Here is a 25,922-nt window from a genome sequence, read left to right on the forward strand (position 1 = left end):
TGGCGGAGACGAGAGGATTCGAACCTCCGATCAGAGTTTTAGCCCCGATGCTCCCTTAGCAGGGGAGTGCCTTCGACCAGCTCGGCCACGTCTCCGTATTTCATACTAGTACAACGAACCATAGTGTAACGGATAACCGCTACCCAGAGGTTTCTTTTACTTCTGGTCTAACTCAAATACCTTATGCAGAGCACGCACAGCCAGCTCCATGTACTTCTCGTCGATCACTACTGAAATCTTGATTTCGCTAGTAGAAATCATGAGGATATTGATACCCTCTTCCGACAATGTGCGGAACATTTTGCTTGCAACACCTACATGGGAGCGCATGCCGACACCAACTACAGATACTTTAGAGACCTTGGGATCGCCATTAATTTCTTTTGCTTCAATATGGGCCTGCACATTCTTCTTGAGCAAGTCCAATGCTTTTTGGTAATCAGCGCGTGGCACTGTAAAAGTAAAGTCTGTCTTACCCTCAAATGATTGATTCTGAATAATCATGTCCACATCAATATTGGCATCCGCAATCGGACCCAAGATTTGATAGGCGATACCTGGGCGATCAGGAACTCCCAGAACGGTAATTTTTGCTTCATCACGCGCAAAGGCGATGCCGGAAATAACTGCGGCTTCCATAGTGCTGTCCTCTTCAAATGTAATCAAGGTGCCCGACTTCATCTCTTGGTCTAAAGGCATCAACGGATCTGTCAGTGATGACAGAACACGGGTTTTAACTTTGTACTTACCAGCAAACTCCACTGAACGAATCTGCAATACCTTTGACCCTAGACTTGCCATCTCTAGCATCTCTTCAAAAGTAATTTTATCCAAGCGACGCGCATCTTCACAAACACGCGGATCTGTCGTGTAGACACCATCTACGTCGGTATAGATCAAGCACTCATCCGCTCTCAATGCTGCAGCCATGGCAACAGCAGATGTATCAGAACCACCGCGACCTAAGGTAGTGATATTGCCATTGGGATCAACACCCTGAAAACCTGTTACTACTACCGCACGCCCTGCATTGAGATCAGCCAGGATTTTTTTGTCATCAATACTCTTGATGCGCGCTTTAGTAAATGAGGAGTCTGTATGGACGGTTACCTGCCAACCTGCATAGCTCACTGCATCAACGCCCTCACGCAACAATGCCAGGGCTAATAAGCCAGAGCTGACTTGCTCACCTGTAGAGGCAATTTGATCGAGTTCGCGAGGATTGGCATCAGGATTGATATCTTTTGCCAAGCCAAGCAAACGATTGGTTTCGCCGGACATCGCTGAAGGCACCACAACCACCTGGTGACCTGCACGCATCCACTTGGCAACGCGTTTAGCGACATTCTGAATGCGCTCAACCGAGCCCATTGAGGTGCCACCATACTTATGAACGATAAGAGCCATAAAAACCGTTGTATTTTCTATTTACAGGGAATTACATTCCCTAGGGTCTAAAAGGGGCTTATTTTACAGGGTTTTTATCGCCCAAAACTAAGGTGATTGACAGTAGATCAATCTGACTATACGATTTGGTGTTACCTAAGTAACACCAGGAGACCGATTATGAGCATTGTCACCACAACCTCTCTAAAGCTTACAGAAGAAATTAAGCTGCAAGCTGCGAATGCAGCTAAAGAACTGGGGATGACTCCCCATGCATTTATGGTGGAAGCAATCAAGCAAGCCAGCATCAATGCAGAAATACGCAGAAACTTCATTCAGCAAGCCAGCATTGCTCGCGAAGGGGTTATGAAGAATGGTAAGGTCTTCGAATCAGATAAAGTTTTCGAGGCTATGAAAGCCCGAATCGCTGGGAAAAAAGCTACATTAAAGGTTAGTAATTGTTAAGAATTGTTTTTGCACCGCAAGCACTTGAAGATTTAGAAAGGCTTACTGACTTCCTAATTGAAAATGATAAAAATGCTGCTCTTCGCACTATCGAGCTCATTGAAGAAGCGATTCAAATCCCAGCGAAACATCCTCTAGTAGGACGCCTTTGCGATACCCACCTGAGGGAGCTGGTAATTTCACGGGGAAAGAGTGGCTATGTCGCCCTATATAGTTTCGAAGAATCAAAAAATATGATTCTCATCAATGCCATTCGTCACCAAAAAGAATCTGGCGGGCTTTACTAAGTTAGAGCAACTCCCAAGAGGGCAAAACTCTTTTTCCTGATGAGACTAAATGCGGGTAGCTCGTCCCTACCCCAGCAACGGCAACGAGTTGGTCGTTGATATATAGGAGTGGCGCCTGTCGCTCCCAAGGTGGCGTATCTGATTCTTGAAAGAGGTTCTTGAGCGTTTTGCGTGGAGAATTGGGTTTGATTTGAATCTTTTCTGCCCCCTGGCGCAGTCTTTCCTCAATCAAGCCTTGCTCTTGAGCTGTATTGACCCAATCAGCAGGCAAACCAAGCGACCTACTTCGTACAGTCACATTTTGGAAAGCCCACCGCCCTGCCTTACGATAAGTAACCTGCAAAACGCTGCGCCACAAATAAATACTCGCCTCATCATGCTGCCACTCCAAGTTCGAGCCTGGTTTTACAGCTTTCAGGTCTTTCCACCAAGACTCAAGACGCTCCTGGGATGGCATAGATAGATCATTTAACTTCAACCAGTAACGTATCAAATTATTGGCGGCGGGTTGATCTGTCTTGGCAAGCGCTAAAAGAGGCCCTAGCTTTAGCTTATAACCTTCAAGAATATCTTTTCCATCTTGCTTAGCTAGGCGATCGAGTAAGACTTGGGATTGAGCTAGTAAAGTAGCGCTGCGAGCTAAGTTGGCAATTGCGCCAGGCTGAATTTTCTCCAGCCTCGGAATAATATCTTTACGAATAGCATTACGACGATAGCGTGTATTTTGATTGCTAGGATCTTCCACCCATTTGAGCTTGTGCTCTTTGGCATAGGCCTCTAAATCTACCCTGCTTTGATTTAGCAATGGGCGCCACAGAGTAATTGGGTCTCCCTGGATTGCGTTGGCACGATGAAGTGGCATGCCAGACAGACCGGCTACGCCAGAGCCACGTAAGAGTTGCAAAAGCACAGTTTCAGCTTGGTCGTTTTGATGGTGCGCAAGCAGCAAATCTTCAATGCCATGCTCTAGACATAAATCAGTCAAGGCATCGTAGCGCTCCGCCCTTGCTCGGGCTTCAATATTGCCCTGAGATAGATCAGCAAAGTGCAGAAGACGGAAATCAAAATGCACTTGGTATTTTTTGGCTAACTTTTCACAAAACTCTAGCCATTGATCAGCAGGCTTTTGTAAGCCATGGTGAATGTGAAATACCCAAACCTCAGTTGAGTCATTGGCATTTGCTTTGACTGCCTTACAAACAGTATCAAGTAACACAACGGAATCGAGCCCACCGCTTAAGGCAAGCCCAATTCGTTTGGCCGCTGGTGAAGCCGCCTTAAGACTTGGCTTCGATTTCCCTGAACTTGCCATAGCTCATCAAGCGTTCATGGCGACGCTCTAGCAGCGCATCCACCTTCATTCCATCGAAAGTCTTGAGTGACTCAGCCAAAGCTTTGCGCATATTGTTCATCATCGTATCGTAATCACGATGTGCGCCGCCAGTAGGCTCAGCAACAATCTTATCGATCAAGCCAATCGCTTTTAAACGTTGTGCAGTCAAGCCTAATTGCTCAGCAGCTTCAGGTGCTTTATCCGCAGTCTTCCAAAGAATAGATGCACATCCTTCGGGTGAAATTACCGAGTAAGTTGAGTTTTGCAACATCAACACAACATCACCCATTGCAATTGCCAATGCACCACCGGAACCACCCTCACCAATAATAGTGGCGATGATCGGCACTTCTAGTTCTGCTTGAACATACAGGTTGTGACCAATGGCTTCTGATTGGTTACGCTCTTCTGCATCAATCCCCGGAAATGCGCCCGGCGTATCGACAAAGGTAAACACCGGTAATTTAAATTTTTCTGCTAAGCGCATAACGCGCTTTGCTTTTCGATAACCCTCAGGGCGACTCATACCAAAGTTTCTTAAGGCACGCTCTTTTGTATCGCGGCCTTTTTGGTGGCCAATGACCATGCAGGGCTGATTCTGAAAACGAGCTAAGCCAGTAATAATGGATTGGTCGTCTGCAAAATTACGATCACCATGCAGCTCATGAAAATCGGTGAATAAGGCAGCAACGTAATCTAAGGTGTAAGGACGTTGAGGATGACGCGCCACTTGAGAAACTTGCCATGGGCTTAAATTGGCATAGACATCTTTGGTAAGTTGCTGACTTTTTTCAGTCAGCGTTTTGATCTCATCAGAAATATCTACCGATGATTCATCTTGCACAAATTGCAGCTCTTCAATCTTTGACTCTAGTTCAGCGATTGACTGCTCAAAATCCAGGAAAGTCGTTTTCATAGTCTGATTTTAATATTCAACTGGCTTGGGGTCGATACTTCTCCACATATACCAAGTGGCTACCGTTCGCCAAGGGGCCCAATTTGCAGCCACTTCACGGGCTTCATGCCTGCTCACAGGCTCACCACTGAAATAATTGACGGAAATAGCCTTAATCAGTCCGGCATCGTCTAAAGGGAGAATATTGGGCCTACTCATATTGAAAATCAGGAACATTTCAGCTGTCCAGCGGCCAATTCCCCGAATCCCACACAATTCTTTGATGATGGCCTCATCTTCCATGCCCTTCCACTGATTGGCATGTAAACGACCAGAATCAAAGTGTTCAGCCAAATCACGGATGTATTCCACCTTGCGACCCGATAATCCTGCTGCACGCAAATCATCAACGCTTAGGGTCAGAATATTTTTAGGAATTACTTTATTTTTAGATGCTAGCAAAACCTTAGACCAAACAGACTGAGCTGCAGCAACCGAAATTTGCTGGCCAACGATCGATCTTGCTAGAGTAGTAAATGCATCACCACGTGTCCGCAAAAAACCTGCGCCATATTTTGGAATCAGTTTTTTTAAAATGCGATCGTGCTTCATCAGCTCTGCACAAGCTTCCTCCCAATAATCGGGAGCAATTTCTTCAATGAGGACTTGCTGTGCAACTTTACTCAAAATAAATATTCTTCAATTAACTTTTTCGCCATTCGGTAATACCACCGGGCTTATCTTCCAATACTACGCCTTGATCTAATAAAGTCTTGCGAATTAAATCAGCTTTAGCAAAATCTTTAGCTAGCTTTGCAGCGACTCGTGCCGCAATCTGCTCTTCAATAGCAGTAGCAGATAAGCTTGCATTGCCCCCTCGGGATCCTTCTTGTAAAAATACGATTGGGTCACGTTGCAAGAAATTGAGAGTTTTAGCCAACTCCTTAAGCGTCTGAGCTAACTGCACTTTTTCTTCGCCCTGCGTACGGTTCACTTCGGTGGCTAAATCAAACAGGGCTGCGATTGCCTCTGGTGTATTAAAGTCATCATTCATCGCATCAGTAAAGCGCTGAGACCATACTGAATTGGGGTCTACAGGTTTATCGCTTAAGGGCACTTGCGCTAAAGCCGTATAAAGACGAACCAGTCCAGCACGAGCCTCTTCAAGCTGTGCATCACTATAGTTAATTGGGCTGCGATAGTGGGCACGCAGCATAAAGAAACGCAAGACCTCAGGATCAAAACTCTTCAAGACATCGCGAATGAGGAAAAAATTACCCAGTGACTTGGACATCTTTTCTTCATTTACCCGAATATGCCCGTTATGCATCCAGTAATTTACAAAAGGCGCATCGCTAGCCTGGTGATCTTGACCGTAAAGAGCTCCTTCGCTCTGGGCAATCTCATTCTCATGATGCGGAAACTGCAAATCTGCACCACCACCATGAATATCAAAATGTTCACCTAATAAGTCGCATGACATGGCAGAGCATTCAATATGCCATCCAGGGCGACCTTCACCCCAGGGAGATTTCCAACGCGTATCTGCAGGCTCTTCTGGTTTAGCGCTCTTCCATAGAACAAAATCCAAAGGATCCCGTTTACCGCCGCCAACAGCGACACGCTCACCGGCATTTAATTCATCTAGGGATTTGCCGGAAAGACGACCGTATTCTGGAAACAAGCGAACGGCGAAATTGACATCGCCATCTTCACCTTGATAGGCTAATTCCTTTTCAATCAAGCGGCCAATAATGCCCTGCATTTGCCCGATGTAATCAGTGGCACGAGGCTCATGATCGGGGTGCATCAAGCCCAATTCATTTGAGTCGGCATGCATCGCGTCAATAAAACGCTGTGTCAAAGCGGAAATAGGCTCACCATTTTCAATCGCTCGATTGATGATCTTGTCATCAATGTCGGTAATATTGCGTACATAAACAACCTCATAGCCACACGCACGCAGCCAGCGCACTACCATGTCAAAAACAATCATCACTCGGGCATGACCAATGTGGCAAAAGTCATAAACCGTCATTCCGCAGACATACATCTTCACCTTGCCCGGCTCAATGGGTTTAAAGGCCTGCTTAGAACGACTGAGGGTGTTATAGATTTGCAGCATAGGGGCTATAAAGGTGGGCAAGTAGCGCCAATTTGTTAGACTGAGCGCTGAGTATATCGAATGAGCCCGTTTTTCACTCCAAATCCTATGTCAGCTAACCATATTTCACTACGTCCAGCCCAGCTAGGTCGCTTGTACGCCATTTTTGCTGTTTTACTCCTTGTGGGCTGCAGCACCCCTGGGCAACAGTTAGCAGAGGCTGAAATTAAGGCACTTAATAGCGCCCCCGCTGGTACTCAAGGTACACAAGCACCCTATCTAGGATCTTATGGCCCGAATGACCCCCCAAGACTAGCTGGCAATGAGGCTAGCTACGATCAATTTAATGCTGAACTATCAGATTCTGTTGCTGTTCCGTTTTTATCCTTTTTAATTATTGAGCCTGATCCTGTAACTAAAAATGGAGTTCCGTCTGATATTGAAAAGTTGGTCAAAGCCAAAAAATATCCTGAAGCCATCGATAGCATTAATAAGCAGCTCAAGAAAACACCAGGCAATGTTCAATTACGTTACGTCAAAGCGCGTATGCAGATTGAAATGCGCCAGTGGGCAGAAGCCAAAAAGACCTTGGTTGAAATTACCCAGCAATTTCCGGAGCTACCAGAGCCTTACAACAACTTGGCTGCACTAGCAGCGAATCAAGGTAATTGGATTGAAGCAAGAGACTATTTAGAGCTCGCCTTAAAATTGCGCCCGAGCTATACAGTTGCCTCTGCTAACTTAGGCGAGGTCTATATTCGTCTTGCTACCCAGGCCTATGACAATGCCGCAAAGGATGCAGCCCTAAATCAGCGTCAATATACCAATCGTGCAAAAGCATTGATGGAGATACTGAAACCACCTAAAAAGCTGACTGCACCAATGGCACCCGCTCCAAAATAATTTTTCTAGTATTTTTATCCACTAACACATAGAAAGTGAATTCATCATGACCAAAGTTCTGCTCAAAACCAATAAGGGTGATATCACCCTCACGCTAGATGCTGCTAAAGCACCAAAGACCGTTGCTAATTTTGTGCAGTACGTCGAAAGTGGTCACTACGATGGCACGATTTTCCATCGCGTGATTGATAACTTTATGGTTCAAGGTGGCGGCATGACTACTGGCCTGAAAGAAAAAAAATCTGGTGAACAAATTGAGAATGAAGCTAACAATGGCCTCAAGAACGACCGTGGCACAGTAGCCATGGCCCGCACAAGCGACCCGCACTCTGCGACAGCACAATTTTTTATTAACGTCAATGACAATGACTTCTTAAACCACACAGCTCCTAATGCTCAAGGTTGGGGTTATGCTGTTTTTGGCAAAGTTACCGATGGCCTTGATGTGGTTGACGCCATTCGTAAAGTCAAAACAGGTAATGCCGGCTTTCATCAAGATGTTCCTGCAGAAGATATCGTCCTTGAAAAGGCAAGCGTTCTCGAGGAATGATTCCGCAATACGCGAGCGCGCTGCTCATTTCTGATTTACATCTCACACCGTCAATGCCCTTGACGGCGCAACGCTTCTTTGATTTTTGCGAAAAAGATGCCCCCAAGGTAGAGGCTGTATTGATCTTGGGCGACCTATTTGAGTATTGGGTTGGGGATGATGCCACTCTGTATTCACCTTTTCAACAAGAGATAAAAAAAGCGCTTGCAACACTATCCACCAAAGTAAAAACCTATTATCTTCACGGTAATAGGGACTTTTTAGTTGGCAAGCATTTTTTAAGTAAAACCGGCATGACCCTCTTGTCTGATCCTAGCAAGATCAATATTGCAGGCTCTGAATATGTTCTCTGTCACGGTGACTCACTTTGCACGGCAGATATTGGTTACCAAGTTTTCCGTAGCTGGGTTCGTAAACCCTGGATCCAAAAACTATTCTTGAGATTACCTTTGAGTTGGCGCCGCTCGATTGCCAATCACCTGCGCAGCAATAGTGGTGTGCAATATCAACGATCAATGCAATCTTCAGCCGAGGGTACGCAAGCTAAAACAAACGTCACTTTAGATGCCTGCGCAGCAGTGCTCAGAGATCAGTCCGGCAATCAATTGATACATGGTCACACCCACCTGCCAAAACACCATCAAGAGCATCTACAAGATCAGGAATGGCAACGCTGGGTCCTATCAGACTGGGATTTAGATCATCCCGAGAGTGGGCGACCACGCGCAAGCGCCCTACTCATTAATCAAGACGGCGTAAGTTACGCCGACCTGATTAAAACTTAATACTGCCACCAAATTAACAGGTGGAATATTTGGATAAGCACTGCACCATCTGAGCAAAAATGCGGGGATTTGCGCACATCACTTCACCACTTTGCAGGAAGCCTTCTTCACCGCGGTAGTTGCCGACAAGTCCACCAGACTCAGTAATCAATAAAGCACCTGCGGCCATATCCCATGGCTTGAGATCGCTCTCAAAAAATCCATCGTAACGACCAGCAGCAACATAAGCTAGATCAAGAGATGCAGCACCAGGACGACGCAGACCAGCACACTGGCGGGACATATCTGCAAAGATTTTTAAATATTTTTCTAAGTCCTGATCTTCGCGATAAGGAAAACCAGTGCCCAATAGGGAATTGGCTAAACGATCTTGCGAGGCAACGCGTAAACGCCGACGATCTAAATAAGCACCTGCACCACGCGTAGCAGTGAATAACTCATCACGAGTTGGGTCATACACCACTGCTTGTTGGGTTACCCCATTTACAGACAGTGCGATAGAAACTGCGTATTGCGGAAAGCCATGAATAAAGTTGGTTGTGCCATCGAGCGGATCAATGATCCAAACGTTTTCAGCATCGGTGTTTTGGGCACCAGTTTCCTCGGCTAAGAATCCGTGCGAAGGATAGGCCTCGCTGAGCGTTTCAATAATGGCCGCTTCAGCCTGTCTGTCCACCTCAGTTACGAAATCATTATGTTGTTTGCGGTCAACCTGAAGTCGCTCTAGATTTAGAGAGGCTCTATTAATCACGGTTCCGGCACGACGGGCAGCCTTAACGGCCACATTTAACATGGGATGCATAGTATTGATGGACAAATTAAATAAGAACAAGCTCACCAGATTGCAAACTGCGGGACAATAAGGAGCTAACACTCTGATTCTAAACGATTGCTACATTGAACTCCCAAGCCACCAGAGAATTCTCTTTGATATGAATGCCTCACAAGCACAGTTACTCCGCTGGGTTTTAGTCGAAACCAGCCACCCAGGAAACGTGGGGTCGGCAGCTCGTGCACTAAAAACCATGGGGTTTAGTGATCTGCACCTGATTGCACCGAAGATTGCAGAAGTTGCCCAGACACCTGAGGCCATTGCTCTTGCTAGCGGTGCGGTGGATGTCCTGGAATCAAGCCAAGAAACTTCGTCTTTGGAGTCAGCTGTTCAGGGTTGCACTCTTGTTTTAGGGCTCACGAGTCGTGATCGCGAATTCGGACCACCAGCATTAAATTGGCAAGACGCTCGCCCATTAGTTAAGGCAGCTATCGCAGGTAATCAGCAAGTTGCCCTCCTCTTTGGGCCAGAGCGCACTGGGCTAGATAACCACCACCTCTCACTGTGCACGCATCGTGTATGGCTTGATGCGAACCCAGTCTACCCCTCACTAAACCTAGCCCAAGCCATCATGGTTTGCGCCTTCACCCTTAGAGAATCTCTAGCGGAGGATTTAGAGCTTGCGCCCTTAGGCTCGACTGAGCCGGTAGATTATGCGGATCCTGCAGCTGTAGCTGCCATGCTGGAGCACTGGCGCGAGGGGCTTGAAGCCATTGGCTACCTTGATCCCGCCAACCCCAAGAAGCTCATGCCCCGCTTACAAGCGCTGTTTGCCAGAACACGTCTCCATAAGGAAGAAATCGACCTGCTCCGGGGTATCGCTAAGCAGATGCTCCTGAAAAAATAGATTGGACTTTACCCGTTAAAATCAACTGATGTTTAATTCGCTCTTCGACCAAGTCGACTCCATTATTGTTCGTGACCCTGCCGCAAGAAATCGCCTTGAGGTCATTACCTGCTACCCAGGCTTACATGCTGTTTGGATACACCGGGCATCACATGGTCTATGGAACTTGGGTTTGAAGTGGATTGCGCGCCTGCTATCGATGCTGGCCCGTTTCATTACCGGTATTGAAATTCATCCTGGGGCCAAGATCGGTCGCAGGGTATTTTTAGATCATGGTCTTGGCATTGTGATTGGAGAGACTACTGAAATTGGTGATGACTGCACCATCTATCAAGGCGTTACCTTGGGCGGGACCTCTCTATATAAAGGTGTAAAGCGTCATCCCACACTAGGCAAAGGCGTAGTCATCAGTGCAGGAGCTAAAGTTCTTGGGGGCTTTACCGTAGGTGATGGCGCTCGCGTTGGATCTAATGCGGTTGTGCTTAAAGAAATCCCGGCTGGTGCAACTGCCGTAGGAATTCCTGCGCGCATCTTGCATCCTGATTTGCCTCAGGCCAGCTCGCCAGACAGTAAGGCTAAAGAATATTTCTCAGCCTATGGCGTCACACCAAACGTAGATGATCCAGTTTCGATGGCACTAAAAGGTTTAATTGATGCCACCTTGGAACAAGAAGCCAAAATCGCTGCACTTGAAAAAGCGCTGGCAAAGTTGAGTAATTCGCCCTCAACACTGAGCGATGAAGCTAGTGATACCAAGCGTGATCTTGGAGCTCTAAAAGAGTGGCTTAAAGAGTAGCCTCTGGTTTTAGTGCAGAGTTGGTGATGGGCTGCCAGGGGGAGAGATTCGGCCAGCAGGGTCATCCTCGCTGTCATCTGAATCATCAGGCATTCCAAAGGTAAATGCTTCACCGCCCTCAGGCTGTTGATTTTCGATCTCTTCATCCGTAGCAGTTCGGATATCTTCCACATGAACCCAAAAGCGTAAAGCCATACCAGCGAGTGGATGATTCCCATCTAAAACGACTTGGCTATCAGCCACATCAGTAACGGTGTAGATCAAGGGGTCTTCATCTTCTTCATCAGAGTCTTCTCCTTCTTCATCAGGAACACCCTCAAACTGCATACCGACTTCCAAAGGCTCAGGAAAGCGTGCGCGTGGCTCAATCTTGAGTAACTCGGGGTCATACTCTCCAAAGGCCTCGCTAGGTTCAAGCTGAATGCTGGCCTCATAGCCCACATCCTGACCGTCCAATAAAGTTTCAATTTTAGGAAAAGTGCCCTCATATCCACCATGCAGGTATACCATCGGAGAGTCAGGTTCCTCGATAATATTATTTTGCGCATCAGTTAATTTGTAGCGCAGGGATACAACGGTATTTTTTTCGATCTTCATGCGTAATTCATTCAACATTGTGTTTTAAACAGCTTCTTACTGATATGACAGCATTTTACTTGAGCAAGGCCTACGATCCACCACAGGCACCCCAAAACCTCCCGCTGGATCGCCCCTGGGCTCTTCTGGGGGGCAATAGCCCTCAGCAGTTCATGAAATTCTATTGGCAAAAGAAGCCGCTGCTAGTGCGAGGTGCTATCCCCGCCTTTGAGCTTGCCAAACAAATAGGTGACCCCTTGGGTAGCGCGATATCACCTGAAGAATTGTTCAAAATAGCGGCTGATGATGCGGTGGAGTCTAGATTAATTAAGGCAAAGCCTTGGACTTTTACAAACGGTCCATTTAAAAAGAAATTGATTCCCTCCATTGAGAAGTCTGATTGGACGCTACTCCTTCAAGGCATGGAGACCAAACACCCTGCAGCTGCAAAAGTACTTTCCTGGTTTCGCTTTATTCCGGATGCGCGCCTAGATGATTTGATGATTAGTATCGCCGGTCCTGGCGGCGGCGTAGGCCCCCACTTTGATTCTTATGATGTCTTTTTAATTCAGATGTCAGGACGTAGACGTTGGCGTATTTCTGAGCAAAAGGATTTAACCCTGAATCCAAATCTACCTATGAAAATTCTGCAGGACTTTAGAGAGGAGCAGGAGTGGGATCTGGAGCCAGGCGATATGCTTTACCTGCCACCCCATGTTGCTCATGATGGCATTGCTTTAGATGCAGGCTGCCAAACTTGGTCAGTTGGCTTTAGATCGCAAAGCTATAAAGAAATCTTGCAAGAGGGCCTCTGGCGTTTAGCTGAATCACTGGAAGATATTCCTGAACTCAATAAGCACTTTGCAGATCCCAAGCAAACGGCAACCGATTGTGCAGAGCAACTACCAGCAGAAATCATTATGCAAGTAGCGCAAAAATTAAAAAGTTTGCAACTCGATCGCGTAGAAACATTTCTCCCTGGTATCGCCGCTTATCTTAGCGAACCAAAACCACAGGCCTACTTTGATGGCATGGCCAATAAACTCTCCCCCGAACAATTTGGACGCCAACTTACCAAGCAATCTTTAAAAGCACACCCCTATACAAGGCTTCTCGCTTTGGGCACAAGAATTTACTGCAATGGCGAAGAAATGACCAACGGTCAACCCGCCTCTGTTCAAGTGGCTTGGCGCTCACTGGCAAGTAGCAAACAGTTCAAGGGATCATTAGGAAAAATTGGGTTAAATAACAGCCTTTTTGAGGCTTTTGAAGCCGGATGGCTGCTTTTTTAAGGCTCAATTAGTAGATGGCTATAATGCATACAGGAAAGTACTTAGGGTCTAACCCTGTATCTTCCAAGTATTAATAACCGGTTATTAATGATATTTTTTAAGAGGAAATCACAAATGAAGAAGTCCCTAGCACTCGTAGCAATGTTGGCAATCGCTTTGGCCGCTTGCGGTAAAAAAGAAGAAGCAAAACCTGTTGAAGCCGCTCCTGCTGCTCCTGCTGCCGCTCCAGCTGCTGACGCTCCTGCTGCTGCTCCAGCTGCTCCTGCTGCTGCTCCTGCTGCACCTGCTGCTGACGCTAAGAAGTAATCTTCTTCTTGAAGAAAAAAAGCCGCTGAGAAGCGGCTTTTTTATTAACTCAGTTTTCTTAGCTTCAATACCTATCTAGCCATTTGCTCCGTCAGCAGCGTTAAGAGTTGTAATCCAGCAGGAGTATTTTCAGGCTTACCATCTGCGTTCTGAACGTACACACTTGACGAATTATCACCGGTCGATTTAACCACCACGAGGTATTTCTTAGCCTTCAAGCTTGAGTCGTCTTTGCTACTAAACAAGTTAGTGAAAAATCCTTTGGTATCGCCCAAATCTTTAGGATTCACATAACGTACGTAGTAAACGCCATTCGCACGATTGCGATCTTCAACGGTAAAGTTCGAACGATCCAAGGCAAGTCCAGTGTCACGCCATACGCGATCAAAGCCGGCTGCCATCTCAATATGGGCGGTATTTACGCCCTCTTGAACTAATTTCGCCTTAGGTGTCTTTGGACCCAGTGGTGCTGCAACCTGAGCCTTCGCCATTTCTTGGGTCATACCCAAGCGCTCCATCAAACGAGCCAAAAATGCTGCTTCAAGTTCAGGATCATTTGGGCGTGCAGTCCATATAGTCGATATACAAGCACCAGTACCATCTGTTGTACATTTTTCAATGGCACCACGTTGAGTAATATAAATTTCTGTTTCGCTAGGCTTGCTGGCTTCAAGACGAGTCTTGTATTTATCGCGCTCACCAGTATCGTAGAGAGAATCTAATGCACCGCCGATTGCAGAGCGAATAAAGTCTTGTGCGATCTTAGCGCGGTTCTCGGCCCAGTCGGTTTCCATGATGCCGGTAGAGGGTGAGTCAATCACCAATAGGAAGCCATTCTCTTGCCAGAAATCTTTAATTTGCGGATAGAGCTCTGGTGCTGGCTTTTCTACAACCAACCAACGACGCTCACCATCACGAGCAATACGCATACCCGGAATACCAGTCATGACGTTCTTGCGGGTCTGTACCGATTTTTTTACCGCAGCGTTGTACTCAGACATGGTGGCAGAACCATCCTGAACAATGTAACGACGATCAGCTTGAGCGGTAATCAGATCAGGCGGATAAGATAAATTAGGCCCACGCACAGCACCAGCAGATTTGTAGTCAACCGTGTCATTCGTTGTTACGGATTTACAGCCAAGCAAAACAATGCTTACTAAAGAGAGCATTAGTAGAGTTGCACAGTGTTGGCGCAGGAGTTGCATCGAATTCATCATAGTAAGCCAGCCTGTTTTAATGCAGTCTTCAAAGGTTCGCGCAAGGCAACGCTCAAAGGGGTTAAAGGTAATCGAATACCTGGGCTTACTTTACCCATTTGATGCAGGGCCCATTTCACAGGAATCGGATTTGCCTCAGTAAACATAGCTTTATGCACAGCCAGTAATTGATATTGAATCGCACGCGTCTTGACGACATCATCGGACATTGCAGCCTGACAGAGCTCATGCATTAAGCGAGGGGCAATATTAGCCGTTACAGAAATATTACCCTTGCCGCCCATGAGCATCAGCATTGCTGCACTAAGATCATCACCAGAAAATACGGAAAAATCTTGATGCCCAGCACGCTGAAGATCGGCTAGCAACACAGTGCCGCGCTCAATACTTCCGGTGGCATCTTTGATACCGATAATGCCTGGAACTCCTGCTAGGCGAACAGTGGTCTCACCGGCAAGATCAGCTACGGTTCTACCGGGAACGTTATACAGAATTACAGGCAGATCAACTGACTCTGCAATCTTCTTAAAGTGGGCATACATACCCTCTTGAGTTGGCTTGTTGTAATAAGGCACCACCTGCAGGCTGGCATCAGCACCAACCGACTTGGCAAAGTTCGTTAACTCAATTGCCTCAGTAGTGGAATTGCCACCAGTACCAGCGATCACTGGGATACGCCCAGCAACATGATCTACTGTCACCTTAATCAGCTCACAATGCTCTTCTACAGATACCGTGGGAGACTCTCCGCTGGTACCAACAATAACAATGCCATCAGAACCTTCGGCAACATGCCAATCGAGCAAGGAACGTAAAGCCGGAAAATCCAGGCTTCCATCCTCGAACATCGGCGTCACAATGGCAGGCATACTGCCTGCAATAGGCTTTTTACTGACTTTGGATTGAGTTGTATTAGTCACTGAATGTGTCTGATTTTTCTGAATGTTAACCATCAAATTGTAACGGAATGCACCCTTTTAAATGCCCTTTTACGGCACAAATCCGCTGAACCATGGCTGGTTTAGGTTGATCGAGGTAAATATCCTCGTAGGCAATCACTTTCAGACCTGAACGCTGTGCCAAAGCCAGCAATTCCCCTGGATTTAGCAAGAAATTGGGGTTTGAAGGTTTACCGAATACCGCATTCCCCTCAGCAAAGGTCTCGTAGATGAGAGCGCCACCTTCAGATAGCATTTTTGGCAATTCTTCTAAAAATGGTCGATAAAGATAGTTTGTCACCACAATTCCTGAAAACCGCTGGCCTACTAAAGGCCAATCTAAACCTTCTAGATCGAGTTTTTGGGTTTGGACAACATCACTTTTCAGGGGCTCAATAGCCGAAATATCTTGATCAACCGCCAGAATACGATGGCCTAAAGAAGCTAACAAGCTAGTATGCCGACCGGAGCCACAGGCCAGGTCAAGAACTACCCCATCAGTTGGAATTGCTGCAGCAAAACGCTTCACCCAAGGCGAAGCATTTGAAATTGCATCATGTATTGCAGTCAAGATTGCCTCAGTCGTAAGCCAAGCCCATAGACTCTCGGACCTCGCGCATGGTTTCTTGAGCAACCTTACGCGCTTTATCGGAACCATCAGCAATGATGGAGCGCAATAAGCTTGGATCATCTAAGTATTTCTGGGCACGCTCAAACATGGGCTGCTGTTCAGCAAGAATGGAATCAATTACAGGTTGCTTGCACTCTAAGCAGCCTATACCCGCAGATTGACATTCTTTTTGAACCCAAGTTTTAGTATCTTCGCTCGAATACACCGTATGAAGTTGCCACACAGGACAACGCGCAGGATCACCTGGATCAGTTCTACGCACCCTGGCAGGATCAGTTGGCATAGTGCGAATTGAGCGAATCACTTCTTCAGGTTTTTCGCGAATGCTAATCGTATTACCGTAAGACTTGGACATCTTCTGCCCATCAATACCCGGCATGCGGGATGCCGTAGTTAACAAAGCTTGTGGCTCTGGCAGAATAATTTTGCGTGCTCCCTCTAAGAAACCAAACAGTCTTTCGCGATCAGCCATCGACAAACTTTGCGCTTCTTGTAATAGTGCTTGAGCTTGCTCTAGAGCCTCTTCATCACCCCGCTCCTGAAAAGCGATACGCAATTCAGCATACATTTTGGCGCGCTTACTACCCAATTTTTTAACTGCCTCCAAGGCTTTCTCTTCAAAGCCAGGCTCGCGTCCATAGAGATAGTTAAAACGACGCGCTACTTCACGAGTCATCTCCACGTGCGGCACTTGATCTTCGCCCACCGGCACAAACTGAGCGCGGTACATCAAAATATCAGCAGCTTGCAGCAAGGGGTAACCCAAGAAACCGTAAGTCTGCAAATCTTTCTCTTTGAGTTTTTCGATTTGATCTTTATACGTTGGCACGCGCTCTAACCAACCCAAAGGAGTACCCATCGCCAACAATAGAAATAGCTCTGCATGCTCAGGCACTTTGCTCTGAATAAATAAAGTCGCTTGGTTTGGATCAACACCGCATGCCAACCAGTCAATCACCATATCCCATACCGATTTCTCGATCACATCTGGAGTTTCATAGTGAGTCGTTAAGGCGTGCCAGTCTGCGACAAAAAAGTAGCAGGGATACTCAGATTGCAAGCGAACCCAGTTCTTTAAAACACCATGGTAATGGCCGAGGTGCAAGCTACCAGTTGGTCGCATGCCAGAGAGAACGCGTTCTGCAAACATCTTGATCTTTATTCTTTAAGGGTAATTAAATAGGTTGAGTGTGAGGCCGCTTAATGAAACAGCGACCATACTGGAGTCAAATGATCTGGCAAATGAGGCAAGGTGCCAAGGTCAATATAACTTTCCTCTGGGTCATGAAAATCGGATCCACGAGAAGCTAAAAATCCATAATGCTGAGCAATCTTGCCATAGGTTTGATATTGATTCGGACTATGACTGCCAGTAATGACCTCGATAGCCATGCCACCGATTTCTTTAAAATGCTTGTAGAGTTCATCCATCTGCATAGCACTCAGCTTGTAACGACCAGGATGGGCAATCACAGCAGCACCCCCCGCCCCTTTAATCCAGGCGACCGCATCATCTAGTGTTGCCCAGAGATGCGGTACGTAACCCGGCTTGTCTTCAACCAGATATCTTTTAAAGACCTGGTCAGTATCTTTGCAAATACCCTGCTCCACCAGAAAGCGCGCGAAGTGTGTGCGAGAAATCAGCTCTTGGTTGCCAGCAAAATGTAATGCGCCTTCATAGGCGCCAGGTATCCCAGCTTTCAATAATTGTTCAGCCATCTGCTTTGCGCGATTACCGCGACCTTCACGAGTGCGGCGCAAGCCCTCTAGAATTCCTGCATGGGCAGCGTCAATTCCTAAGCCAACGATATGGATGGTTTGCCCCATCCAAGTTACTGAAATCTCGACCCCAGGTAGATAGTCCATACCCAGTGTGCTTGCAGCAATCTGCGCCCTCGCTTGGCCACCAAGCTCATCGTGATCGGTCAATGCCCATAAACGTACGCCGTTAGCATAGGCACGTTCAGCCAACTGCTCAGGCGTGAGCGTTCCATCAGAAACAACGGAATGGCAGTGTAAATCTGCGTTTAGGCTGGAATTGCTAGTCATGACCCTATTTTAGGTCAAGCTGGTATCAATTACCCGGCGAGGTGCATCCAGGTAATCACGAGACTGCATCTCAATTAAACGAGAAACCGTTCTGGAGAACTCACTGGTAATCTGGCCCTCAGTGTATAAATCGACCGCCGGAACCTCTGCAGAGATGATTAGTTTGATTTTATGGTCATAGAGGACGTCAATCAGCCAAATAAAGCGGCGGGCTTCATTAGTCATTCTAGGGGGCATATAAGGCACCCCAGACAAGATTACCGTATGAAACTGCTTGGCAATCTCCAAATAGTCGTTTTGTGACCTTGGACCACAGCATAGGGTTTGAAAATCAAACCAAACTACCCCTTCAGCCATATGCAAAGGCCTTAGCTCACGGGACTCAATGCGTAACACCGGACGGACAGTCTCTTTTTGATTGCCAATTAAGCCTTTAAACATCTGCATCAAGATCGCATGAGTTGCGGCGTTCACTGGAGTGAGGTAGGCCTGAACTTGAGCCATTTGTATACGCCGATAGTCATGTCCATCATCAACATTCATCACATCGAGCTGCTCTTCCAACAGCTTAATGGCTGGCAGCAAGCGATCACGATGTAAGCCGTTGGGATAAAGCTGGTCAGGCTGATAATTAGAGGTCATCACAAACTGGACGCGATCTTCAAAGAGTGCGCTCAGCAAGCGATACAAAATCATGGCATCGGCAATGTCATTAATATGGAACTCATCAAAACAGATGAGCCGGTATCTATTGGCAATTCTTTTGGCAAGTTCATCCAGTGGATCTGCCATACCAGAGAGCTCATGAAGTTCACGATGCACTTCTCGCATAAATTCATGAAAATGAATGCGGATCTTTTTCTCTAGGGGAGATGCAGCAAAAAAGATATCCATCAAAAAGGATTTGCCGCGACCGACTCCGCCCCATAAGTAGACGCCACGAGGGAGTTTTGGTTTAAAGAGTTTCTTTTTTAAACCGCTGTTGCGAATTTCTTTGTAAGCAACCCACTCATCTTCGCAGCGCTGCAAGCGCTCAATAGCAGCAAGCTGCGCGGGATCGCTTTGATACCCGCGCGCCTTTAACTCTTGATGGTAATACTCTAATGCTTTCAATTACATGTTTAATGCACGTTTATCCGTCGCCAATGCTGCCTCGCGAACCACTTCCGATAGACTTGGATGTGGATGACAGATACGTGCAATATCTTCAGCTGCTGCTTTAAATTCCATTGCTACGGCCGCCTCAGCAATTAAGTCAGAAGCATTTGGTCCAATGATGTGAACACCTAAAATTTCATCTGTTTTTTCATCTGCTAATACCTTGACGAAACCATCGGCACGATCCATGCCTAAGGCGCGGCCGTTAGCTGCAAATGGGAACTGACCTGCTTTGTAAGCAATACCAGCCTGTTTAAGCTGCTCTTCAGTTCTACCAACCCAAGCAATTTCAGGATCGGTGTAGATCACCCAAGGAATACAGTTGTAATCAATATGTGGTTTTTGACCGGCAATCGTTTCAGCAACGAGCACACCTTCATCTTCAGCCTTATGGGCCAACATCGGTCCGCGTACCACGTCACCCACAGCGTAAACGCCAGGGGCCGCTGTTGCACAAGTATGGTCATCAACTGGAATAAACCCACGCTCATCCACTTTTAGGCCGATCTTATCGAGACCTAGTTTGTCCGTATTAGGAACCCGGCCAACAGAAACGATTAAACGATCGCACTCTAATTTTTGAGCCTTGCCTTCACTATCGGTGTAGTTCACTACAACACCTTTTTTATCTACCTTCACTTCACCAATCTTGACGCCCATATTGATTTTGAGACCTTGCTTGGTGAAGATCTTATGAGCCTCTTTTGCAATACCTTGATCGCAGGCACCCAAGAAAGTAGGGAGCGCCTCCAGAATCGTCACATCAGAACCAACACGGCGCCAAACTGATCCGAGCTCTAGGCCGATTACACCAGCGCCAATGACACCAAGCTTCTTCGGTATAGAATCAAACTTGAGACCACCTTCGTTATCGCTAATCAAAACGTTATCAACAGGAATACCTGGCAAATGACGTGCCTTAGATCCAGTAGCAATGATCACGTTTTTAGCTGTGACTACTTCTTTATCTTTACCGTCAATTTTGACTTGATAACCATCAGCACCCTTACCTTCAAAAGACGCATGGCCTTTTAACAAGGTGATTTTATTTTTACGAAACAAGAACTGAATACCAGCAGTCATCTTGGTCACAATTGCATCTTTACGAGCGATCATCTTGCCGGAGTCTAGCTTCACCGATCCAACGGTAATACCGTGATCGGCTACATGATGGCTAATCTTCTCAAACTCTTCAGAAGAAGCCAGCAAAGCTTTAGACGGAATGCAACCGACGTTCAAGCAAGTTCCGCCAAGGCGTATTTCACCCTTTGGATCGTCAAAAGAATTTGATTCAGCGCAGGCAACTTTAAAACCGAGTTGCGCCGCACGAATCGCAGCGATATAGCCACCAGGGCCACCGCCGATTACTACTACGTCAAATGATTGGCTCATGCTCTTCTCTCTTAAAGGTCAAGGAGAAGGCGTGAAGGATCTTCCAATGCATCCTTCATAGCGACTAAACCAAGCACTGCCTCACGACCGTCAATAATGCGGTGGTCATATGACAAAGCTAGGTAGTTAATCGGACGAATCACAATTTGGCCGTTCTCAACTACTGCACGCTCTTTAGTTGCATGAATACCCAAGATCGCAGACTGCGGAGGATTAATAATTGGAGTAGACAGCATCGAACCAAACACACCGCCATTAGAGATGGAGAATGTGCCGCCGGTTAAATCTTCCAATGACAACTTACCTTCGCGAGCTTTTATACCAAACTCCGCAATCTTTTTCTCGATGTCAGCCAAATTCATTTGATCCACATCACGCAGAATGGGAACCACCAAACCACGTGGTGAGCTCACTGCAATACCAATGTCAAAGTAACCGTGATACACGATATCATTGCCATCAACCGATGCGTTCAATAATGGGAACTTCTTCAAAGCATGGGTAGCCGCTTTAACGAAGAAGGACATGAAGCCTAACTTCACACCGTGAACTTTTTCAAACTGATCTTTGTACTTATTACGCATAGCAATTACTGGGGCCATATTGACTTCATTAAAGGTAGTCAAGATGGCGTTGTTTGCTTGAGACTCCAGCAGACGCTCAGCAATACGGGCACGCAAGCGGCTCATTGGCACGCGCTCTTCTGGACGGTTGCCCGACGGAATTGGTGTACTAGGTAATGCAGCAGGGGCTGCACTTCCAGCAACAGCATTGAGCGCATCACCTTTTGTCACGCGACCATCACGACCAGAGCCTGTAACTTGACCTGTGGTCATATTGTTCTCAGCCAAAATTTTTGCTGCAGAAGGTGCAGCCGCAGCGCCACTTGATTTTGCTGCGGGCGCAGCTTTAGCTGATGCAGCAGCTGGAGCGGCTGCAGGTGCTGGTGCAGCTGCCACAGGAGCTGCAGCAGCAACAGCGGTGCTATCAATCTTCGCAATCAACTGCTCAGCAATTACTGTGCCACCATCAGCAATCAGGATTTCTGTGATGACACCAGCAGACGGTGAAGGAACTTCCAGCACAACTTTGTCAGTTTCAATTTCAATCAAAATCTCATCTTGACCGACAGCATCGCCAACTGTCTTTTTCCATTGCAACAAAGTAGCTTCTGCTACTGACTCTGAGAGCTGGGGAACTTTAACTTCAAAAATAGCCATGATTAATCCTGTTTAGTATTTATATGTGAGTGAGGTCTACGATTACTTCGTAATGACATAACCCTTTAGTTTTGCGAATGCTGCATTCAGAAGTGACTTCTGTTGTTCTTGATGGAGGTGAGCGTAGCCACAAGCTGGTGAAGCAGAAGCTGGGCGGCCCGCATAGGACAACTTCATCCCCTCAGACATATTCTCCAAGATATTGTGCTGAACAAAGAACCAAGCGCCTTGGTTTTGTGGCTCGTCTTGACACCACACCACCTCTTCCAAGTTTGGATATTTCTTTAACTCAACAGTCAACGCTTTGTGCGGGAATGGATAGAGCTGCTCCAAACGAATAATCGCTACATCCTCTAGTTTTTTCTCGGTACGTGCTTTGGCTAAGTCGTAATAGACTTTGCCAGAACACATGATTAATCGAGTTACCTTTTTGCCATCGATGCTCTCATCGCGCTCCCCAAGAATGGTATGAAAACCACCCTTTGTAAACTCAGACAATGGCGAAGCAGCTTCTTTATTACGCAACAATGATTTTGGTGTCATCAAGATCAGCGGCTTGCGGAACTGACGAATCATTTGGCGACGCAAGACGTGGAAGATCTGCGATGCAGTCGTTGGCTGAATCACTTGCATATTAGTGTCAGCACATAACTGCATGAAGCGCTCTAAACGTGCGGATGAGTGTTCGGGACCTTGGCCCTCATAGCCGTGAGGTAACATCATGACCAAGCCGTTTGCACGACCCCACTTCACTTCTCCTGAAGCGATAAATTGGTCGATCACCACTTGAGCACCATTTGCAAAGTCGCCGAACTGAGCCTCCCAAATAGTTAGGGTATTTGGCTCTGCTGCAGCGTAACCATACTCAAAACCAAGCACAGCCTCTTCGGAGAGGATGGAATCAATTACCAAAAAAGGAGCTTGATCTTTGGCGATATGGCGCAGGGGAATGTAGACCCCGGTATCCCATTTTTCGCGGTTTTGATTATGCAAAACAGCATGACGATGAGTGAAGGTGCCGCGGCCACTATCCTCGCCTGATAAGCGAACTGGATAACCGCTCGCCACTAGAGATGCGAAAGCCATATGCTCACCCATGCCCCAATCAACATTGGTTTCTCCGCGGCCCATGGCGGCACGATCTTTTAAGACCTTTTCAACCAGTGGGTGCACCTTGAATCCCTCTCGAGCAGTAGACACTCGCTCGGCTAATCGCTTCCACTCGGTCAAAGGGATGGCAGTATCGGCTTCATCAGTCCAACGCTTATTGAGGAATGGAGACCAGTCAACCGCAAACTTACCTTTGAAGTTACTAAGGACAGGGTCAGAAGTCTGCTTACCAGCATCCATGGCCGCACGATACTCTTTCACCATTAATTCACCGGTGCCGGCAGGCAATACACCTTGAGCTTCTAATTTATCTGCATACAACTTGCGTGTACCCGGATGAGCCGCGATGATTTTGTACATCAATGGTTGCGTCATTGCTGGGGTATCTTGCTCGTTATGACCCAGCTTTCTGAAGCAAACAATATCAATCGCAACATCTTTGTGGAACTGTGTGCGGAACTCAACAGCTAGCTTGGTAGCCAGAACAACCGCTTCAGGATCATCGCCATTCACATGCAATACAGGCGCATCAATCACCTTCATGATGTCTGTGCAATACAAGCTAGAACGCAAATCACGAGGATCGGATGTAGTGAAACCAATCTGATTATTAATCACGATATGAATCGTGCCGCCAGTGTAGTAACCGCGCACCTCTGCCATTGCTAAGGTTTCTTGCATCACGCCTTGACCTGCAATAGCGGCATCTCCATGCACTAATACTGGCAATACCTGCTCGCCCACCATATCACCACGGCGCTCCATACGAGCGCGTGCAGACCCTTCTACTACTGGGTTCACGATTTCTAAATGGGAGGGGTTAAATGCAAGCGATAGATGAACGGGTCCGGCTGGAGTAGAAATATCGCTCGAGAAACCTTGGTGATATTTCACATCACCCGCAGGCAATGTTTCTGGACCTTTGTGCTCAAACTCAGCAAAAAGATCTGAAGGCATTTTTCCTAAGACGTTCACCAGCACATTGAGTCGGCCACGATGGGCCATACCAATCACAATCTCTTGAACGCCTTTAGAGCCGGACTCACGAATCAATTCGTCCATACAAGCGATAAAACTCTCACCACCCTCAAGAGAGAAACGCTTTTGACCAACATACTTTGCTTGAAGATAACGCTCCAAACCCTCTGCTGAAGTCACGCGATCTAAAATATGGCGCTTCTCGTCCATATTAAATCTAGGAGTTGAACGAATCGACTCTAATTTTTCTTGCCACCATTTCTTGATGGTCTGGTCAGCAATAAACATGTACTCAGCACCCAAGGTGCCGCAGTAAGTTTGACGCAATGCTTGCAGTAAATCACGCAAGGTCATTTCGTTACGACCAAAGAAAGTGTTACTAGTATTGAAGACGATATCCATATCGCCGTCAGTGAAACCATAAAAAGCAGGATCTAACTCTGGAATATCCTTGCGCTCAATTCGCTTCAAGGGATCAATATCGGCCCAGCGATTACCCACGTTACGATATGCGGCGATTAACTGCTGAACGGCAACGCGTTTGCGCCCCATCTCAGAGTCAGCCGAATCAGAAACTGTTCTGATAGGGCCTTGCTTAGCTCGCTCAGCAAAGGAAGCAACGATAGGTCCATGGGCAACGTCTGATCTAGAAGAGCCATCTACTGCTGGGACTTGCTTCACATTATCAAAATAATCTCGCCAATGGTCAGCTACAGAGCCTGGATCGTGCAAATAGGATTCGTAGAGTTCCTCTACGTAAGGGGCGTTTCCACCGAAGAGATAGGAGCTATCTCTTTGATCTTGCATCATGATGCTCACCTTTCATCGGGTTTCCCGAATAAAGACTGTGGTTAAAACCATTCGCTCTGCGGCTAAACCGCTTTACGAATTGATCTGTGCGAATACTCTTACACGCTAATTTAACACGACTACCCATTGATTCATAAAGGACTTTCCCTTATTAAAGGGGCTTTCAATGCAATCCTCACTGTTTAAGGGCTGAATAAGAATTTTCCTACTTTGATTTAAACCATGCCTGACAGATTCCCCCAGACTTGATTCGTATTCTCTAAATCTCCAAATAAATTAATGAGATTAGGGACATATGAAAGCGATTACCCCAGAATTGGAATATCTAAGCACCCGTCAAAGCGCAAAAGTGCTGCAGGTATCACTTGGCACGGTCCAGAAAATGGTTGAATTAGGTGAATTAATCGCCTGGAAGACGCGTGGTGGTCACCGGCGCATCTTGGCAAGCTCTTTAGATCAACAGTTAGCACGTCGCAAAAGAGCAATGCGCCAAAAAACTACCCAAAACTGCATTGCCATGGGGATATTCAGAAGGGCTGAAAATAGCCATGAATTAATCGAATCTATACAATGCTGGCAGCTAAAAGTGGATATGGAAGTATCTGTTGATAGCCTTGAGGGTCTGATGAAGGCCGTTTCAATTTCCCCCGACCTCATATTCCTAGATGCACTGATTCCACCAGTTGAGCAGGTACACCTAATCCATTACTTGAGCAAAAACAGGGACACGCAGCGCATTCCCATTTTGGTAGACGAGGGATTTATTCGCCTTCATCCTGGGGTTATCAGCCTGGCTGATGAAAATACGGTTGGAGTAAAGTCACGCTACCCTGAAGTACTTCAAGAGGAGCTTGAAAACGGCCTAATTGACCAAAATCCTTTGATTATTGGCTATCCAGCTACTAATCCTGAACTTGAAAACACCGTGGGAGATAAAAATCGCCACGAACTCTTAGAGCCTATATTTATTCAGGCGCTCAATAGAAAGTGTGCATAGAGTCTCAAGGTTCAAAAAACATAAAAGCCGCTCAATCTTGCTATGAGCGGCTTTTTTAAATA

Annotated in this window: 25 protein-coding genes, 1 tRNA gene and 1 pseudogene; 10 read left to right on the forward strand and 17 right to left on the reverse strand. The window is 46.7% G+C overall.

Annotated elements, in window-relative coordinates; all coding sequences use genetic code 11:
* Positions 1–95 (reverse strand) — tRNA-Ser (locus C2758_RS05655).
* Positions 96–156: 61 nt separating this feature from the next.
* Positions 157–1,407 (reverse strand): aspartate kinase, encoded by a 1,251-nt coding sequence (locus tag C2758_RS05660; protein WP_215327327.1) that lies wholly within the window; start codon positions 1,405–1,407, stop codon positions 157–159.
* A gap of 159 nt (positions 1,408–1,566) precedes the next feature.
* Here C2758_RS05660 and C2758_RS05665 point away from each other — a divergent pair, with 159 nt between their 5' ends.
* Positions 1,567–1,851, forward strand: a complete 285-nt coding sequence (locus C2758_RS05665) for a hypothetical protein (protein WP_215327328.1) — start codon at positions 1,567–1,569, stop codon at positions 1,849–1,851.
* Entirely contained in the window at positions 1,845–2,138 is a 294-nt protein-coding gene (locus C2758_RS05670; RefSeq protein ID WP_215327329.1) for a type II toxin-antitoxin system RelE/ParE family toxin, read from the forward strand. Before C2758_RS05665 ends, C2758_RS05670 begins: the two co-directional genes overlap by 7 nt.
* A gap of 1 nt (position 2,139) precedes the next feature.
* Here the strand turns inward: C2758_RS05670 and tilS are convergent, their stop codons facing one another.
* From tilS to cysS, 4 genes and pseudogenes are all read right to left on the reverse strand, one after another.
* Positions 2,140–3,450, reverse strand: a complete 1,311-nt coding sequence (tilS, locus tag C2758_RS05675; RefSeq protein ID WP_215327330.1) for a tRNA lysidine(34) synthetase TilS — start codon at positions 3,448–3,450, stop codon at positions 2,140–2,142.
* Complete coding sequence (locus C2758_RS05680) at positions 3,416–4,387, reverse strand: acetyl-CoA carboxylase carboxyltransferase subunit alpha (RefSeq protein WP_215327331.1); 972 nt, start codon at positions 4,385–4,387, stop codon at positions 3,416–3,418. The genes tilS and C2758_RS05680 overlap by 35 nt, the downstream gene beginning before the upstream one ends.
* Positions 4,388–4,396: 9 nt before the next feature.
* Positions 4,397–5,050: pseudogene (locus C2758_RS05685) on the reverse strand (DNA-3-methyladenine glycosylase); the annotation flags it as partial.
* Positions 5,051–5,069: 19 nt separating this feature from the next.
* A complete protein-coding gene (gene cysS / locus C2758_RS05690) occupies positions 5,070–6,491 on the reverse strand; it encodes a cysteine--tRNA ligase (protein WP_215327332.1) in 1,422 nt (473 codons plus the stop codon).
* A 60-nt stretch (positions 6,492–6,551) separates the two neighbouring features.
* Here cysS and C2758_RS05695 point away from each other — a divergent pair, with 60 nt between their 5' ends.
* Genes C2758_RS05695 through C2758_RS05705 form a run of 3 tightly spaced genes read left to right on the forward strand, consistent with a single transcriptional unit; the run spans position 6,552 to position 8,708 of the window.
* Complete coding sequence (locus C2758_RS05695; RefSeq protein ID WP_215327333.1) at positions 6,552–7,373, forward strand: tetratricopeptide repeat protein; 822 nt, start codon at positions 6,552–6,554, stop codon at positions 7,371–7,373.
* Between the two features lie 46 nt (positions 7,374–7,419).
* Positions 7,420–7,923 carry a peptidylprolyl isomerase gene (locus tag C2758_RS05700; protein ID WP_215327334.1) on the forward strand — a complete coding sequence of 168 codons (504 nt, stop codon included), beginning with the start codon at positions 7,420–7,422 and terminating at the stop codon, positions 7,921–7,923.
* Positions 7,920–8,708: a UDP-2,3-diacylglucosamine diphosphatase gene (locus C2758_RS05705; protein WP_215327335.1), complete on the forward strand. Its 789-nt coding sequence runs from the start codon at positions 7,920–7,922 to the stop codon at positions 8,706–8,708. The genes C2758_RS05700 and C2758_RS05705 overlap by 4 nt, the downstream gene beginning before the upstream one ends.
* Positions 8,709–8,721: 13 nt before the next feature.
* Here C2758_RS05705 and C2758_RS05710 read toward each other — a convergent pair whose 3' ends face one another.
* A complete protein-coding gene (locus C2758_RS05710; protein WP_215327336.1) occupies positions 8,722–9,510 on the reverse strand; it encodes an inositol monophosphatase family protein in 789 nt (262 codons plus the stop codon).
* A 130-nt stretch (positions 9,511–9,640) separates the two neighbouring features.
* Between C2758_RS05710 and C2758_RS05715 the strand changes: the two genes are divergently transcribed.
* Together C2758_RS05715 and cysE are read left to right on the forward strand one after the other, a co-directional pair.
* Positions 9,641–10,387, forward strand: a complete 747-nt coding sequence (locus C2758_RS05715; protein WP_215327337.1) for an RNA methyltransferase — start codon at positions 9,641–9,643, stop codon at positions 10,385–10,387.
* Positions 10,388–10,415: 28 nt separating this feature from the next.
* Positions 10,416–11,183 (forward strand): serine O-acetyltransferase, encoded by a 768-nt coding sequence (cysE, locus tag C2758_RS05720; RefSeq protein ID WP_215327338.1) that lies wholly within the window; start codon positions 10,416–10,418, stop codon positions 11,181–11,183.
* A gap of 9 nt (positions 11,184–11,192) precedes the next feature.
* On the opposite strand, the gene C2758_RS05725 is transcribed toward cysE, so the two are convergent.
* Positions 11,193–11,780, reverse strand: coding sequence for a peptidylprolyl isomerase (locus C2758_RS05725; protein WP_215330127.1), 588 nt, complete (start codon positions 11,778–11,780; stop codon positions 11,193–11,195).
* A gap of 44 nt (positions 11,781–11,824) precedes the next feature.
* Between C2758_RS05725 and C2758_RS05730 the strand changes: the two genes are divergently transcribed.
* Positions 11,825–13,051 (forward strand): cupin domain-containing protein, encoded by a 1,227-nt coding sequence (locus tag C2758_RS05730; protein ID WP_215327339.1) that lies wholly within the window; start codon positions 11,825–11,827, stop codon positions 13,049–13,051.
* A 114-nt stretch (positions 13,052–13,165) separates the two neighbouring features.
* A complete protein-coding gene (locus C2758_RS05735) occupies positions 13,166–13,357 on the forward strand; it encodes a hypothetical protein (RefSeq protein ID WP_215327340.1) in 192 nt (63 codons plus the stop codon).
* Positions 13,358–13,428: 71 nt separating this feature from the next.
* Here the strand turns inward: C2758_RS05735 and bamC are convergent, their stop codons facing one another.
* From bamC to C2758_RS05780, 9 genes are all read right to left on the reverse strand, one after another.
* Positions 13,429–14,577 (reverse strand): outer membrane protein assembly factor BamC, encoded by a 1,149-nt coding sequence (gene bamC, locus C2758_RS05740; protein WP_215327341.1) that lies wholly within the window; start codon positions 14,575–14,577, stop codon positions 13,429–13,431.
* The gene (gene dapA, locus C2758_RS05745) at positions 14,574–15,446 is read right to left on the reverse strand and encodes a 4-hydroxy-tetrahydrodipicolinate synthase (protein WP_215330129.1); all 873 of its coding nucleotides are present in this window, start codon (positions 15,444–15,446) and stop codon (positions 14,574–14,576) included. The genes bamC and dapA overlap by 4 nt, the downstream gene beginning before the upstream one ends.
* A 76-nt stretch (positions 15,447–15,522) precedes the next feature.
* Positions 15,523–16,086, reverse strand: a complete 564-nt coding sequence (locus tag C2758_RS05750; RefSeq protein ID WP_371817685.1) for a class I SAM-dependent methyltransferase — start codon at positions 16,084–16,086, stop codon at positions 15,523–15,525.
* 7 nt (positions 16,087–16,093) lie between these two features.
* On the reverse strand, positions 16,094–17,296 hold the full coding sequence (locus tag C2758_RS05755) for a tryptophan--tRNA ligase (protein WP_215327343.1): 1,203 nt from the start codon (positions 17,294–17,296) through the stop codon (positions 16,094–16,096).
* Between the two features lie 50 nt (positions 17,297–17,346).
* The gene (locus C2758_RS05760; RefSeq protein WP_215327344.1) at positions 17,347–18,195 is read right to left on the reverse strand and encodes a 3',5'-nucleoside bisphosphate phosphatase; all 849 of its coding nucleotides are present in this window, start codon (positions 18,193–18,195) and stop codon (positions 17,347–17,349) included.
* Positions 18,196–18,204: 9 nt separating this feature from the next.
* A complete protein-coding gene (gene zapE, locus C2758_RS05765; protein ID WP_215327345.1) occupies positions 18,205–19,308 on the reverse strand; it encodes a cell division protein ZapE in 1,104 nt (367 codons plus the stop codon).
* Positions 19,309–20,745: a dihydrolipoyl dehydrogenase gene (lpdA, locus tag C2758_RS05770; RefSeq protein WP_215327346.1), complete on the reverse strand. Its 1,437-nt coding sequence runs from the start codon at positions 20,743–20,745 to the stop codon at positions 19,309–19,311.
* An 11-nt stretch (positions 20,746–20,756) separates the two neighbouring features.
* Complete coding sequence (odhB, locus tag C2758_RS05775) at positions 20,757–21,965, reverse strand: 2-oxoglutarate dehydrogenase complex dihydrolipoyllysine-residue succinyltransferase (RefSeq protein WP_215327347.1); 1,209 nt, start codon at positions 21,963–21,965, stop codon at positions 20,757–20,759.
* Between the two features lie 42 nt (positions 21,966–22,007).
* Positions 22,008–24,863, reverse strand: a complete 2,856-nt coding sequence (locus tag C2758_RS05780) for a 2-oxoglutarate dehydrogenase E1 component (protein WP_215327348.1) — start codon at positions 24,861–24,863, stop codon at positions 22,008–22,010.
* 295 nt (positions 24,864–25,158) lie between these two features.
* Between C2758_RS05780 and C2758_RS05785 the strand changes: the two genes are divergently transcribed.
* A complete protein-coding gene (locus C2758_RS05785; RefSeq protein WP_215327349.1) occupies positions 25,159–25,860 on the forward strand; it encodes an excisionase family DNA-binding protein in 702 nt (233 codons plus the stop codon).
* The last annotated feature ends 62 nt before the right edge of the window (positions 25,861–25,922 follow it).

The sequence above is a fragment of the Polynucleobacter sp. AP-Sving-400A-A2 genome, assembly GCF_018688155.1.
Classification (GTDB): Bacteria; Pseudomonadota; Gammaproteobacteria; order Burkholderiales; family Burkholderiaceae; genus Polynucleobacter.

Bases quoted from the DNA above. Each gene is read 5' to 3' on its own strand.
- C2758_RS05660 (WP_215327327.1), bottom strand. From the start codon at position 1,407: ATGGCTCTTATCGTTCATAAGTATGGTGGCACCTCAATGGGCTCGGTT.
- C2758_RS05665 (WP_215327328.1), top strand. From the start codon at position 1,567: ATGAGCATTGTCACCACAACCTCTCTAAAGCTTACAGAAGAAATTAAG.
- tilS (WP_215327330.1), bottom strand. From the start codon at position 3,450: ATGGCAAGTTCAGGGAAATCGAAGCCAAGTCTTAAGGCGGCTTCACCA.
- C2758_RS05680 (WP_215327331.1), bottom strand. From the start codon at position 4,387: ATGAAAACGACTTTCCTGGATTTTGAGCAGTCAATCGCTGAACTAGAG.
- cysS (WP_215327332.1), bottom strand. From the start codon at position 6,491: ATGCTGCAAATCTATAACACCCTCAGTCGTTCTAAGCAGGCCTTTAAA.
- C2758_RS05695 (WP_215327333.1), top strand. From the start codon at position 6,552: ATGAGCCCGTTTTTCACTCCAAATCCTATGTCAGCTAACCATATTTCA.
- C2758_RS05700 (WP_215327334.1), top strand. From the start codon at position 7,420: ATGACCAAAGTTCTGCTCAAAACCAATAAGGGTGATATCACCCTCACG.
- C2758_RS05705 (WP_215327335.1), top strand. From the start codon at position 7,920: ATGATTCCGCAATACGCGAGCGCGCTGCTCATTTCTGATTTACATCTC.
- C2758_RS05710 (WP_215327336.1), bottom strand. From the start codon at position 9,510: ATGCATCCCATGTTAAATGTGGCCGTTAAGGCTGCCCGTCGTGCCGGA.
- C2758_RS05715 (WP_215327337.1), top strand. From the start codon at position 9,641: ATGAATGCCTCACAAGCACAGTTACTCCGCTGGGTTTTAGTCGAAACC.
- cysE (WP_215327338.1), top strand. From the start codon at position 10,416: ATGTTTAATTCGCTCTTCGACCAAGTCGACTCCATTATTGTTCGTGAC.
- C2758_RS05725 (WP_215330127.1), bottom strand. From the start codon at position 11,780: ATGAAGATCGAAAAAAATACCGTTGTATCCCTGCGCTACAAATTAACT.
- C2758_RS05730 (WP_215327339.1), top strand. From the start codon at position 11,825: ATGACAGCATTTTACTTGAGCAAGGCCTACGATCCACCACAGGCACCC.
- C2758_RS05735 (WP_215327340.1), top strand. From the start codon at position 13,166: ATGAAGAAGTCCCTAGCACTCGTAGCAATGTTGGCAATCGCTTTGGCC.
- bamC (WP_215327341.1), bottom strand. From the start codon at position 14,577: ATGATGAATTCGATGCAACTCCTGCGCCAACACTGTGCAACTCTACTA.
- dapA (WP_215330129.1), bottom strand. From the start codon at position 15,446: ATGCCTGCCATTGTGACGCCGATGTTCGAGGATGGAAGCCTGGATTTT.
- C2758_RS05755 (WP_215327343.1), bottom strand. From the start codon at position 17,296: ATGTTTGCAGAACGCGTTCTCTCTGGCATGCGACCAACTGGTAGCTTG.
- C2758_RS05760 (WP_215327344.1), bottom strand. From the start codon at position 18,195: ATGACTAGCAATTCCAGCCTAAACGCAGATTTACACTGCCATTCCGTT.
- lpdA (WP_215327346.1), bottom strand. From the start codon at position 20,745: ATGAGCCAATCATTTGACGTAGTAGTAATCGGCGGTGGCCCTGGTGGC.
- odhB (WP_215327347.1), bottom strand. From the start codon at position 21,965: ATGGCTATTTTTGAAGTTAAAGTTCCCCAGCTCTCAGAGTCAGTAGCA.
- C2758_RS05780 (WP_215327348.1), bottom strand. From the start codon at position 24,863: ATGATGCAAGATCAAAGAGATAGCTCCTATCTCTTCGGTGGAAACGCC.
- C2758_RS05785 (WP_215327349.1), top strand. From the start codon at position 25,159: ATGAAAGCGATTACCCCAGAATTGGAATATCTAAGCACCCGTCAAAGC.